At 73.7% G+C, this 12,241-nt stretch carries 12 protein-coding genes; 3 read left to right on the top strand and 9 right to left on the bottom strand.

The genetic code is table 11. The features are described from left to right. Positions 1-60: 60 nt before the first annotated feature. From ACFVT1_RS22570 to ACFVT1_RS22585, 4 genes are all read right to left on the bottom strand, one after another. Positions 61-1,218, bottom strand: coding sequence for a CaiB/BaiF CoA transferase family protein (locus ACFVT1_RS22570; RefSeq protein WP_389798190.1), 1,158 nt, complete (start codon positions 1,216-1,218; stop codon positions 61-63). After that, positions 1,215-1,709, bottom strand: a complete 495-nt coding sequence (locus tag ACFVT1_RS22575; RefSeq protein ID WP_389798192.1) for a hypothetical protein — start codon at positions 1,707-1,709, stop codon at positions 1,215-1,217. The genes ACFVT1_RS22570 and ACFVT1_RS22575 overlap by 4 nt, the downstream gene beginning before the upstream one ends. Positions 1,710-2,091: 382 nt before the next feature. Then, positions 2,092-3,021, bottom strand: coding sequence for a class I SAM-dependent methyltransferase (locus ACFVT1_RS22580; protein ID WP_389798195.1), 930 nt, complete (start codon positions 3,019-3,021; stop codon positions 2,092-2,094). Between the two features lie 20 nt (positions 3,022-3,041). Continuing rightward, the gene (locus ACFVT1_RS22585; RefSeq protein ID WP_389798197.1) at positions 3,042-4,010 is read right to left on the bottom strand and encodes a cupin domain-containing protein; all 969 of its coding nucleotides are present in this window, start codon (positions 4,008-4,010) and stop codon (positions 3,042-3,044) included. A gap of 81 nt (positions 4,011-4,091) precedes the next feature. On the opposite strand from ACFVT1_RS22585, the gene ACFVT1_RS22590 reads away from it, so the two are divergent. Then, positions 4,092-4,946: an NmrA family transcriptional regulator gene (locus ACFVT1_RS22590; RefSeq protein WP_389798200.1), complete on the top strand. Its 855-nt coding sequence runs from the start codon at positions 4,092-4,094 to the stop codon at positions 4,944-4,946. Between the two features lie 309 nt (positions 4,947-5,255). Then, entirely contained in the window at positions 5,256-6,218 is a 963-nt protein-coding gene (locus tag ACFVT1_RS22595; RefSeq protein WP_389798203.1) for a LysR family transcriptional regulator, read from the top strand. Between the two features lie 34 nt (positions 6,219-6,252). On the opposite strand, the gene ACFVT1_RS22600 is transcribed toward ACFVT1_RS22595, so the two are convergent. Next, on the bottom strand, positions 6,253-6,558 hold the full coding sequence (locus ACFVT1_RS22600; protein ID WP_389798205.1) for a 4a-hydroxytetrahydrobiopterin dehydratase: 306 nt from the start codon (positions 6,556-6,558) through the stop codon (positions 6,253-6,255). Positions 6,559-6,621: 63 nt separating this feature from the next. Between ACFVT1_RS22600 and ACFVT1_RS22605 the strand changes: the two genes are divergently transcribed. Then, on the top strand, positions 6,622-7,488 hold the full coding sequence (locus ACFVT1_RS22605; protein WP_389798207.1) for a helix-turn-helix domain-containing protein: 867 nt from the start codon (positions 6,622-6,624) through the stop codon (positions 7,486-7,488). On the opposite strand, the gene ACFVT1_RS22610 is transcribed toward ACFVT1_RS22605, so the two are convergent. The 4 genes from ACFVT1_RS22610 to ACFVT1_RS22625 form a co-directional block, all read right to left on the bottom strand. Beyond that, a complete protein-coding gene (locus ACFVT1_RS22610; RefSeq protein ID WP_389798465.1) occupies positions 7,478-8,221 on the bottom strand; it encodes a YoaK family protein in 744 nt (247 codons plus the stop codon). The genes ACFVT1_RS22605 and ACFVT1_RS22610 overlap by 11 nt on opposite strands. A gap of 153 nt (positions 8,222-8,374) precedes the next feature. After that, complete coding sequence (secD, locus tag ACFVT1_RS22615) at positions 8,375-10,702, bottom strand: protein translocase subunit SecD (protein ID WP_389798209.1); 2,328 nt, start codon at positions 10,700-10,702, stop codon at positions 8,375-8,377. A gap of 30 nt (positions 10,703-10,732) precedes the next feature. Continuing rightward, positions 10,733-11,335 carry a hypothetical protein gene (locus tag ACFVT1_RS22620; protein WP_389798212.1) on the bottom strand — a complete coding sequence of 201 codons (603 nt, stop codon included), beginning with the start codon at positions 11,333-11,335 and terminating at the stop codon, positions 10,733-10,735. Beyond that, positions 11,332-12,174, bottom strand: a complete 843-nt coding sequence (locus ACFVT1_RS22625) for a rod shape-determining protein MreC (protein WP_389798214.1) — start codon at positions 12,172-12,174, stop codon at positions 11,332-11,334. Before ACFVT1_RS22625 ends, ACFVT1_RS22620 begins: the two co-directional genes overlap by 4 nt. Between the last annotated feature and the right edge of the window lie 67 nt (positions 12,175-12,241).

A 12,241-nucleotide genomic window follows, 5' to 3' on the forward strand; every position in this document is an offset into this window, starting at 1 on the left:
GCCGTGGACGCCGGTCGTCCACGGCCTGTGCGGCGTACGCGCGCGGGGCCTGCCGGTCCGTCAGCCGTCCAGCCAGCGCCTGAGGTCCTCGGTGTGCTGACCCAGGCGCGGCGGCCGCCGCTCGTACCGCGGCGGGGTGCGGGACAGCCCGATGGGGTTGGCCACCAGGCGCATGGGGTCGCCCGGGTCCGCGTCCGCCGGTGTGACCTGCGGGAACAGACCCAGGCGTTCGGCGAGGCCGAAGGCGCCCGCAAGGTCGTTGACCGGGCCGCAGGGCACCCCGAGCGGGGTGAGCAGGTCGAACCACTCAGCGGCGGTCCGCAGCACGAGCCGCGCGGAGATCTTCTCGGCCAGCGCGTCGACGTGCGCGACCCGGTCCGCGTTCGAGGCGAACCTGGGGTCGGTGGCGAGCGGCTCGGCGCCCAGGCCCCGGCACAGGGCGAGGAACTGACGGTCGTTGCCGACGGCGACCACCAGCGGCCGGTCCGCCGCCCGGTACACCTCGTACGGGGCGATGGACGGGTGCCGGTTGCCGAGGATTCCGGGCACCCGCCCGGCCAGGGTGTAGGCGCCCGCCTGGTTCACCATGCTCGACAGCAGCGAGGACAGCAGGCTCACCTCGACGTGCTGGCCCTCGCCGGTCGCGTCGCGATGCCGCAGCGCCGCGAGGACGCCCACGGCGGCGTGCAGCCCGGTGAGCACGTCCACGAGTGCCACGCCCGTCTTGACCGGCTGTCCCGGTGCGGACCCGGTGACGCTCATCAGCCCGCCGACCGCTTGTAGAAGCAGGTCGTAGCCGGGCAGTGCGGCTCCTTCACCGGCTCCGAATCCGGTGACCGAGCAGTAGACGACGCCGGGGTTGAGCGCGTGGGCCTCCTCGTAGGAGAGCCCGTACTTGTCCATCGTGCCGGGGCGGAAGTTCTCGACGAGCACATCGGCGCGGCGCACCAGTTCGCGGGCGTGCCGACGCCCTTCCGCCGTGCCGAGATCGAGGGTGAGGGACCGTTTGTTGCGGTTCACGGAGAGGAAGTAGGTGGATTCGCCATGGGCGTGCGGCGGGCCCCAGGCCCGGGTGTCGTCACCGGAGCCCGGACGCTCCACCTTGATGACGTCGGCACCCAGGTCCGCGAGGAGCATCGTGGCGTACGGGGCGGCCAGCACGCGCCCGAAGTCGGCGACCACCACACCCGAGAGGGGGCCGGGGGCGGCGGCGCTCATCGGCTCGCCGTCCGCGAGCCGCGTGCGTGCACCGGTGTCGTGGCGGCGGAGAAGTCCCGTGCGGCGCGGCGCCGTTCGCGCGCGCCGAGGCCGCCGTGCCGTGGTCCGCCGCCGAAGGGCCCCTGCGGATCGGCCGCGGCCGTCTCGGAGTCGAGGTGGGACATGCCGGCGCCGGGGCACCGCAGGGCGGCCTCGACGGCCCGTGGGCCGCCCGCGGGCATGACGGCCGGAAGCTCGGAACCGCTGTGGTCGACCGGGCCGGTCGCCGCGCCGCCGCTCCCGGCGCGGCGTACCGCGACGACGGGCCCGGACCGCACCTCGCGCCACAACGCGCCGTACGCGGTGGACAGTTCGACGGCGACGGGACGCCGTGGGGCGCCCGCGGCGCGCGGCGCGTCCGCGTACGGCAGGCCGCCCTCGCGTACCTGTGCGCGCCCAAGCCGTGCGGCTGCGCAATCCACCGCGTGGGCGGTGGCGGGGGTGTGCTGCATGGGCCTCCCTCTCGATACGTGTCCTCGCACGAGGCGACGTGTCGCGCGCCGGGCCGGTGGCGCCCCGGACCGCGAAGCCACATCCTGGTCGCACGGCACCCGTCACCGCAGTGGACGAGATGTACCAGTCGGTTGCCGGGCAGCACTCCAATCCGTCCACGTCCGTGCCCTGTTTCCGCGCGTGCATCCGGACGGGGCGGAATCGGCGTCCTCGTACCGCACGGCTGCGGCCCGGCGGGCGACCGGCATCAGCGGCGGCGGGCCCGGCACCCTCGTGCGGCGCCGCCGCGCTCCCCCGCGGTCCGTCGCCCACCGCCGCCGGACCCCGCGCAGCGGTCTGCCGGGCACCCCGTGTTCCGGGGACCCGGCAGGCCGGCACCGGTCAGCTCCGCCGGCCCAGGTGCACCGTACGCGCCATGAGCAGGAAGACATCGGGGCGCAGGCGCAGTCCGGCCGGGTCCTCGGGGTCGACGAGCCGGTCCAGTACGGCGACGTCCTCGGCCGTGAGGGCCTCCTCGAACGTCTCGCGGCGACGGGTGAACTCCGCGACGACGTAGTCGCGCGCCGGCTCGGAGAGCGGTGCCGGGAGGTCGAGCAGAAAGCTGCGGGTTCCCTGCGGGTCCAGCCCCACCGCGGTGAACAGGGCGCTCCAGTCCTCGGTCTCCCGCTTGGCGCCGGGCAGCGACGTCCGCATGCCCTCGAACCATTCCGCGTTGATCGCGTCGAGCCTGGCCTCCAGTCCGGGCTGTCCCATGCCGATGTCGCGCGGGAGCCGGCGGGGCGGCAGTCCGCCCTCGACCAGGGCGACGGTCCCGCCGGGGCGCAGCAGGGCGGCGAACCCCGCGAGGACGGCGCGCTGGTCACCCATGTGATGCAGGGCGTTGCCCGCCCAGATCAGATCCGCCTCCCCCAACTCGTCGAGGTCGTCGGGGAGCTCGGCCCGCCGTGTCCGTACACGGTCGCCGAGACCGAGCCGCTGCGCGCGGGCCCGGGTGCGTTCCAGAAGAGCCGGGGTGCCGTCGACGGCGACCACTTCGGCCTCGGGGAACACCTCGGCGAGCAGGCAGGAGATCACGCCGGGGCCGCTGCCGATGTCGAGCACCCTGCGCACCCGCGGGGCGGTGGGCAGACCGGCGATCCAGCGGGCGGCCTCCTCGTACTGCAGGCGGCTGAGCTCGGCCTCCTGCTCCAGCTGCGGGCCCAGGACGTCCCAGTCCAAGTCCGTGGCGTGGTCGTGGTGGGCGTGAGTGTCGTTGTGCCGATGGCTGTGAGTGGTGCGGCGCTCATGGCTGTGATCGGATTCCTGGCTCATGGGGACAGCCTCACCACACTTCACCCCTGCGGCAAGCTTTGTTGCCGGTTCGGCAAGCCGCCGCTCCGGTACTCCTGGGGGCTGATGCCCCGGACGCGCTTGAAGGCGGTGGAGAACGCGAAGGACTGGCTGTAGCCGACCTTCCGTGCGACCGCTTCGACGGTGGCGTCCGTCTCTCGCAGCAGATCCGCGGCGACGGCGAGGCGGCGGCCGGTCAGGTACGCCATCGGCGGCTCCCCCACCAGCTCCGTGAAGCGCCGGGCGAGCCCGGCCCGGGAGACCCCGGCGCGTGCGGCCAGAGCGGCGACCGTCCAGGGGTGTGCGGGGTCTCGTTGCATCAGTCGCATGGCCTGCCCGACGACCGGGTCGCCCATGGCCCGGTACCAGGCGGGGGCCTCGGCTCCGGGCCGGGCGAACCAGGTCCGCAACGCGGCGATCAGCAGCAGGTCGAGAAGCCGGTCCAGGACCACGCTCTGGCCGGGCTCGTCCTTGGAGATCTCCGCGTCGAGCAGCGCCGGCAGGGGGCTGCCCTGCTCCTCGGAGGGCAGCTGGAGCAGCGGGGGCAGGGCGTCGAGCAGCCCCCGGCTGATCTCCCCGTCCAGCAGATAGGTGCCGATGAGCATGGTCGCCGCGCCGCTGGAGGCATTGCCCCAGGTGCGTACCCCCAGCTGCATGGAATCGGAGAGCGGCTCCCCGCGCAGGGTGGTGCAGGTGCCGCCGGGCCCGATCACGGCGTGTGGCGCGGTGCAGGGGGCGTCGGCGACGGTGTACGGCTCCGGGCCTCGGGCGATGGCGATGTCACCGGGCCGCAGCAGCACGGGGTCCGCGCCCGCGGCCGGGACGATCCAGGCCTCTCCGTCGGTCATCGACATCAGGCAGAGCGGGGCCCGGTCCTCGATCCGTACGGACCACGGCGGCTCCATCACCATCCGCAGGAGGAAGGCGCCCCTGGCCCTCGGCCCGTCCAGAAGTCCGGCAAGTGCGTCCATGACCGGCAGCGTAGACGCACGCGTATGGAGCTGAGCGCTTCGGGGATGTCATCGACGGCCCCGCCGGACGAGCCTTGAGCCATGACACAGAACACGGAGAACGGGCAGCGGGGCACGGTGCTGGTGACGAGCGGTACGGGAAAGACGGGCCGCCGGGTCGTGGAGCGGCTGGCCGCTCGCGGGGTGCCGGTGCGGGCCGGGTCGCGCGGCGGCGAGGTCCGCTTCGACTGGGCGGACCCGTCGAGCTGGGCACCGGCGCTGCGGGGTGCGGAAGCGTCGTATGTGACGTACTACCCGGATCTGGCGGCGCCCGGAGCGCCGGAGGCGATGGAGGCCTTCGGGCGGACGGCGGTGGAGAGCGGGGTGCGGCGGCTGGTGCTGCTGTCCGGGCGGGGCGAGCCGCAGGCGGTGGTGGCGGAGGAGAGCCTGCGCGGGGCGGCTGCGGGGGCGGAGCTCACCGTCGTACGGTCGGCGTTCTTCGCGCAGAACTTCAGCGAGGGCGCGATGCTGGACGGGGTGCTCGGCGGCGAGGTGGTGTTCCCGGCGGGCGGTACCGCGGAACCCTTCGTGGACCTCGACGATCTCGCGGACGTGGTGGTGGCCGCGCTCACCGAGGACGGCCACGCGGGTGCGGTGCACGAGCTGACCGGGCCGCGGCTCGTGACGTTCGGCGAGGCGGTCTCGGAGATCGGGCGGGCCACGGGGCGCGCGGTGCGGTATCTGCCGGTGTCCGGACCGCAGTACGCGCGCATGCTGGAGGGGTACGGCGTGCCGGGGCCCGAAGCCGGGTTCCTGGCCGACCTGTTCACGACGCTGCTCGACGGGCACAACGCGACGGTGACCGGGGACGTGAAGCGGGTCCTGGGGCGCGATCCGAAGGGCTTCGGAGCGTTCGCCCGCGCGGCGGCGGGGGCGGGGGCCTGGCCCGGGAAGTGAGCCTCCCCTCGCGGCACGGTCTCGGAGGCGAGCCTCCCCTGCCGCGTCGGGGCCCGCCCCCGAGCCGTACCCGACGGCCGGACCGGAGGGGTCTGACGGATCGGAGGGATCTGACGGATCGGCTTCGAGGCGGGGGCGAACGCCTCGTCGATGCCGAACGCGGCACCGGGGCCCGGCGCCCGTACCGCTTCGGACACCGCGGCCCGCACGCCCCTCCCTCGGCATCCGGGCGGCCCCGGGACGGACAGACCTCCGCCGAGGGGGCACCCGCATATTGCCGGTAGGCCGCCGGGCCCATAACTTGCGTTTATGGAGCTGGAGTTACGCCATCTGCGGACCGTACGTGCCATCGCCGACACCGGGAGCCTGACCAAGGCCGCCGCGGCTCTCGGGCTCGCCCAGCCCGCGCTGAGCGCGCAACTGCGACGGATCGAGAAGGCGCTCGGCGGACCGCTCTTCGAGCGGGACCACACCGGTGCCCGGCCCACGCTCCTCGGTGAGCTGGTACTCGAACGGGCCCGGGTGGTCCTGCCCGCCGTGAGCGAGCTCCAGGAGGAGGCGGTGCGGTTCGCCAACACCCGGGGAACGATGGAGCGCTTCCGGCTGGGCGGTACGCACGGCCCGTTGCTGGGCGGTCTCGTCGACCGCCTGGTCAGCGCGCACCCGACCGCGCCCGTGTCGACGTACACCTCCTGGTCGGTCGCCGAGATCGCCTCCCAACTCGTGGACGGAAGACTCGATTTCGCGCTCATCGGGGCCTGCGGGGAGAGCCCTCCGCCCGCGAACGACCGGCTGACGTGGCAGGTGATCGGGGTCGACCCGGTCTTCGTGATGCTCCCGGACTCCCACCCGCTCGCCGGTCGCCGGGAGCTGGATCTCGCCGGGCTGGCGGACGAGTGCTGGGCGGACGTGCCGGGCGACGGCTGCTTCGCGGACTGTTTCGTCGGCGCCTGCGCACGGGCCGGGTTCAGCCCCGTCTCGGTGTACGAGACGGACACGGCGTCCGTCGTCCATCTGGTCCAGGTCGGCCGGGCGGTCGGGTTGTGCCGGGCGACCTTCCCGCCGACGCCGGGGCTCGTGACACGCCCGCTCGCCGGTTCGCCGCTGAGCTGGCGCCATCTGCTGGGCTGGCACCCCCGCTCGGCGGCGGCGGCCTCGGCGTCCGGAGCCGTGGGCGGGCACACCCGGGCGGCGTACGCGGAGGCGGTGGAGCGCAGCGAGAGCTATACGGGATGGCTCGCCGCGCATCCCCGCTTCGGCCCGACCATGTGACATGTCACCGCACGTCGGCGGCGGGCCTGTCCGACTACCTCACGCCGTGGCCGGGCGCGATCGCCACCACCCGCGCGGCCAGGTTCAGGTCGTTCTCGGTGACCACACCACCCGCGTCATGGGTGTTCACGGACAGGGTCACCGTGTTGTACCCGAGGGTCAGATCGGAGTGGTGGTTCAGTTCGTCCTGGATCTGGGCGACGTGCACGGTCAGCCCGAGGGCGGCGAAATGCGTGTGGAGCCGGTAGGTGCAGGTGATCCGGTCCCCCTCCAGCGACCAGCCGGGCAGGTCGCTCAGACGGTCCTCGATCTCCTTCTGCGACAATGGTGCGGCGGGCATGGTGCGACTCCCTCACGAGCGATCGGTTCCGGTCGACGGTGCCGGTGACGTTACGGTCTGGGTATGACAACTGTCGCGCTTGACACGGGGGTAGGGCCGCTGCTGCGCAGCTGGCGGGAGCAGCGCCGGATCAGCCAGCTGGAGCTGGCCATCCGCGCCGATTCCTCGGCCCGGCACATTTCCTTCATCGAGACCGGCCGCTCCCGGCCCAGCGAGGACATGATCCTGCGACTGGCCGAGCACCTCGACGTCCCGGTCAGGGAACGCAACGCCCTGCTGGTGGTGGCCGGTTACGCGCCCCGGTACGCGCAGACCGCGCTCGACGACCCGGCGCTGGGCGCGCTGCGCGAGGGGATGGAGCGCCTGCTCCAGGGGTACGACCCGTACCCGGCGCTCGTCGTCGACGGCATGTACAACGTGGTGGCGGCCAATCAGGGGATCACGATGCTGCTGGAGGGCGTGGCGGGGCATCTGCTGGCTCCGCCGCTGAACGCCATGCGGCTCACCCTCCACCCGGAGGGCCTGGCTCCGCGCATCCGCAACCTCCGGGACTGGCGGGCCGATCTGCTGGCTCAGATGGAGCGCCAGATCGCCCTGGCCCGGTCGGCGGAGCTGCGTGAGCTGTACGAGGAGGTCGCGGGCTACCCCGCACCGGCAGGTGCGGACGGAGCCGGGAGCACCGGGCCGACCGGGGTTGGTGACGGAACGGCCGGGGGCGGTCAAGGGGCGGCCGGGGGGACCGGCCCCGCCTCGTCGCTGCCCTTCGCGTTGCCGTTGCACATCGAGCACGGCGGCCGGGTGCTCTCGTTCGTCTCCTCCATCGCCACGTTCAATACGCCGATGGACGTGACGGTGGCGGAGCTGGCCATCGAGACGTTCCTGCCGGCCGACCGGGCCACCGCCGACCATCTGCGGTCCCTCACTTCCTGACAACCGGGCGGACCCAGGGTGCGTCGGCACGTGCCAGGACGATCGCGGCCGTGGTCACGGCGGCCAGGATCGCCAGGGCGAGCAGCAGGGGCAGCCTCGGGTGCCCCTGCAGCACGGCCACGGCTCCGACGAGCGCGCCGGTCATCATGGCCGCGGCCGAGAGCACGCGCCGTCCGGCCTTGCTGCCGCCTCCGCCCGCGAAGCGGCTGTCGGAGAGGATGCCGGTGATGGTGAGGGTCAGCACGGTGGTGGTGAGGTCGGGGACCGCCAGCGCCCGGGACACGGCGTTCTGCACCCCGAGGCCGAGTCCGAGCAGTGCGACGAGCGTGAAGCGGGCCCCGCCCGCACCGGGGTGCCCGGACGCCGAGGCGACGATCAGCGCGGCCAGGACGCAGGCGGTTTCGACGAGGAGCGCGTACATGAGCATCCGGCCGCGGTGCGTCGCGGCACGGTGCACGATCAGGCCGCCGAGCAGCGCCCCCGTCGCGAACGCGGCGAGCGCGACGAGCGAGGCGACGAGCGAGAAGCCGGGGGCTCCGGCGATCGCGAAGCCCGAGAAGACCACATTGCCGGTCATGTTCGCGACGAAGACCTTGCCGAGTTCCAGATAGCTGACCGCGTCGACCAGTCCGGTGACGACGGTCAGGGCGAGCATCAGGGGCGGCAGCGGTCCGTGGCGGTCCTTCATGTCCGGGACGACGGTGGACCATGCCTCACGCAGCATGACGGGCACGGACACGGGCATGGTCACGGGCGCGCTCCGATCACGGGTGGGTGGTCGGAATTGTGCCGCCCCGGGCGCCCGGAACGCCACGACCGGCGCATGTCGCCCCGCCCCGGAGGGCGGCCCGGCTTTCGGGGCGGGACGGCATGCGTGCCGGAGCGCCTACACACGTGCTCCGTTGTCGAGCGGGTCCCGGCGCGCGCCCCGGGTACCGGACCGGCGTCCGGGAGCACGTTTACGGGCCGGCGGCGGGGCCTTGCTGCTCCGTTCCAGCATGAGCGCGGCCGGTACGGCGGTGAGCACCGAGGAGTACGTGCCGACGCAGATGCCGATCAGCAGGGCGAGCGCGAAGTCCGCGAGGGAGTCGCCGCCCAGCACGGCGAGTGCGGTCAGGATGAAGAGGGCGCCCATTCCGGTGTTGACCGTTCTCGGGACGGTCTGGAGCACGGCCCGGTTGGCAACCGTACCGAGGGGGACACGACGGGCCTTCGCCCACAGTTCCCGTACCCGGTCGAAGACCACCACCGAATCGTTGACGGAGTATCCGATGACGGTGAGGAGCGCGGCCAGGAAGATGCCGTCGACGGTGCGTCCGAGCCAGGCGAAGGCACCCACCAGGATGATGACGTCGTGGACCAGCGCCCCGACCGAGGCCACGGCGAACGTCCAGCGGAATCTGATCGCCAGATACGCGAGCTGTACGAGGACGGCGATGCCGAGCGCGATCAGCGCGTTGCGCCGGAGTTCGTCGCCGAGGCTGGGTCCGATGAGTTCGTCACGGACCTTGGTGGTTTCGCCGCCCTCCGCCGCGAGGGCGGCGCGCAGGGCGTGTTCGCCGTCGTTGTCGAGCTTCCCGGTCCGTACGGAGAGGTCGCCCGCGCCCGCCGTGGTGACCTCGGCGTCGTGGAAGCCCGCGTCGGCCAGGGCGGTACGGGCCCGCTCCACGTCGACGGGCCGGCTGGTCGCGTACTCGACGAGCCGGCCGCCGGTGAATTCGACGCCCAGGTTGACACCGCGTACGGCGATACCGAGGACGGCGACGGCGATCAGCGCCGTGGAGACCAGCAGCCAGCGGCGCGGGAAGCGCATCAGCTGGGGATCCCGGCGGGTCAGCCAGGTGCGTACCCGGCCGGGGCTGGAGATGCCGTTGATGCCGCGGTAGTCGCTGACGAACCGGGAGCGCGCGGCGATCTCGGTGAGCGCGCGGGCGATGACGAGTGCGGAGAACATCGAGGCGATCACACCGATGGCGAGGGTGACACCGAAGCCCTTCACCGGTCCGGAGCCGAGGAAGAAGAGCAGCCCGGCCGCGATCAGCGTCGTGACGTTGGAGTCGGCGACGGCACTCCAGGCGCCGCGGAATCCGGCGGTCAGCGAGGAGCTCAGCGAGCGCCCCGGATGCTGTGCGTGTTCCTCTCTGGCTCGTTCGAAGACCAGCACGTTGGCGTCGACCGCCATCCCAATGGCCAGGACGAACCCGGCGAGGCCGGGCAGGGTGAGGGTGACACCGAGGGCGACCAGCGCCGCGTAGGAGATCAGTCCGTAGGCGGCGAGCGCGACGGCGGCGAGCGCACCGAAGAGCCGGTAGACGACGGTGATGAAGAGTGCGGTGGCCGCGGCGCCGATGAGCGCGGCCCGAGCACTGGCGTCGATGGCGGCGGCACCGAGTGTCGGGCCGACGGTCCGCTGCTCGACGATCTCGACGGGGAGCGGCAGGGCGCCGCCCTTGATGAGCAGGGCCAGTTCGCGGGCCTCGTCGGCGCTGAAGGAGCCGGTGATCTGGGTGGAGCCGGACGGCAGACCGGCGTTGCAGCCGACCGACGGGGCGACCTGCGGCGAGGAGATGATCTGGTCGTCGAGGACGATGGCGACGCGGCGCCGGTCGTCCTGGACCGGGTGGCAGGCGGCTTCGCCGGTCAGCCGGGTCCAGTCCCGGCCCGCCTTCTTGTGGAAGTCGAGGGACACGGTCCAGCCGGCGCCCTGCTGGGCGTCGAACGCGGCGGTGGCGTCCTTGACGCCGCCGCCGGAGAGCCGGGCCGGTCCGAGGTCGAGGGAACGGCCCTGTTCGTCGGGGAGCGTCGGCCCGCCTCCGGCCCCGTCGTCCGCCTCGCGGTCCGCCGTGTCGTCCTTCCGCTCGCCGGAGCCCTGGACGGCGTGGAAGCTGAGCTGGGCGGTTCTGCCGATGACTTCGGCCGCCTTGCGCGGGTCCTGGACGTCGGGGAGTTCGACGATGATCCGGTCCTCGCCGGAGCGCGTCAGGGTGGGTTCGGCGACGCCGAGGGAGTCGATGCGCTGACGGAGCACCTCAAGGGTGCGGTCGGTGCTCTCCCGGTCCGCCTTCGCGGTGTCGGAGTCCTTGGCCTGGAGCACCAGTCTGGTGCCGCCCTGAAGGTCGAGGCCGAGTCTGGGTGACATGGTCAGCGTGATGAGCACGGAGACGAGCAGGACGGCCGCAGCCAGAACCGCTCGCACCGTGGTGGCGCGAGTCATGGGTTTCCTCCGAGGGGGCGCCGGGCGCCCTCATCTCGGTGAGGACGGCACGGCGTGTCTGTGGGACGGGACCGGTGGCAGGACCGGTGGCCGGTGAACGGCCGTCCCCGGAGGCCCGCGTACGCCGGGGAGGGCGGCGCGGAAACGGCAGGCGGCGCGAGAGGGCGCGGAAGGGGCGCGCCGGTGGGCGTGGTGCGGTACGCGGATGCCGGGTGCGCCGGGCAGCAGGGAGCAGTGGCCGGGCGGCGGGAGGTGATGGGCGGTACGGGCGTGGTCGGCACCGGCCCTGGGCCGGGGTGCGGGCGGCGGCTGCGGCCGGCTGCGGTCGGTCGCCGTGGCCGTACGGGTGCGACGGGTGTCGTGGACGGTGCCGGTGCGGGCGGTCCGGTCGGTGTGCGGGGTGGGCTGATGGGCGCCGGGTGAGTACGCGGCGGAGGGCGGCACACCGGCGAACGGCCGCGCGGGGAGTACGGATCCGGCGGCTGCGGGGGCGCCGCCGACGACGGTGAGCACGGCGAGGAGGACGGCGACGAAGAGCTGCCGGGCCGCGTGCGCGCGGCCGCGGTGTGCCGGGGTGCCCGGCCGTGCCCTCGGGGGCGCGTTCCCCGGGGGCGGCCCCGGGAGAGGGGTCACCGCCGTCGGCCGGGCCGGACCGGTGCCGTACCGGCGGTGCTCACCGGGGCCGGTGCCGCGTCGGCCCGGCGGAGCACGGAGCCGAGGATCAGCCCGGCGCCGCGTACGACCGTGGTCGCCGGGTCGTCCGCGAGGTGTACCGGCACGCCCAGCCGGACCGCGATCCGGTCGGTGATGTCGGGGCGGGCGGCGCCGCCCCCGGCGAGCAGCGGGCCCTTGCGCAGGGCCCCCAGGACGGCGCCGTGCCGGTCCTGCTTCCACATCTCCATGACCATGTCCAGGACGGTGCGGACCACGGCGGTGGGCGACTCGGAGGGGCCGAGGTCGCTCAGTCCCGTCTCGGCCTGACGGGCGTCCCGTACCAGCCCGTCGACGAGGAGGGTCGCCTCGGTCAGCTCGGCGCCGATGTCGACGACGAGCAGCGGGCCGCCGTCCCGCGGTCCGGCGCATGCGGCTGCGGCCCGCGCGCTGTCCAGCGCGATGATGCTCACCGGCCCGAGCGCGGCAACGAGTTCCCTTGCCGCGGCACGGTGCTCGCTCCCGGCGAGGACGGGGTGGCTGAGGACGATCACGGTGTCGCTGCGGTCCGCGCCCAGGGCCGTATCGGCGATGCGGCCGAGCATCCGGCCGCAGGACACGGGGTCGACGATGCGCCCCCGTCTGACCGGGCGGCCCTGCCCCGCCTCGGCACCGGATTCGCCGCATGCCCCGGTGTCGGCGATGACACCGTGCCCCGGCAGCCAGGCGCGGGTCCGGGAGCTGCCGAGGTCGAGGGCGAGGCCCCGGTACCCCCGGTGGGCGGACCGGCCGAGTCGCGGTCGGTCGTGCAGCGAACGCATCCGTCCCTCCCCCCGGCCGGACACGCGGCCGTTCTCCCACCCATGGACCCGCTGATAGCGAGGCATG

It is taken from the genome of Streptomyces sp. NPDC057963 (assembly GCF_042887155.1).
Taxonomy (GTDB): Bacteria; Actinomycetota; Actinomycetes; order Streptomycetales; family Streptomycetaceae; genus Streptomyces.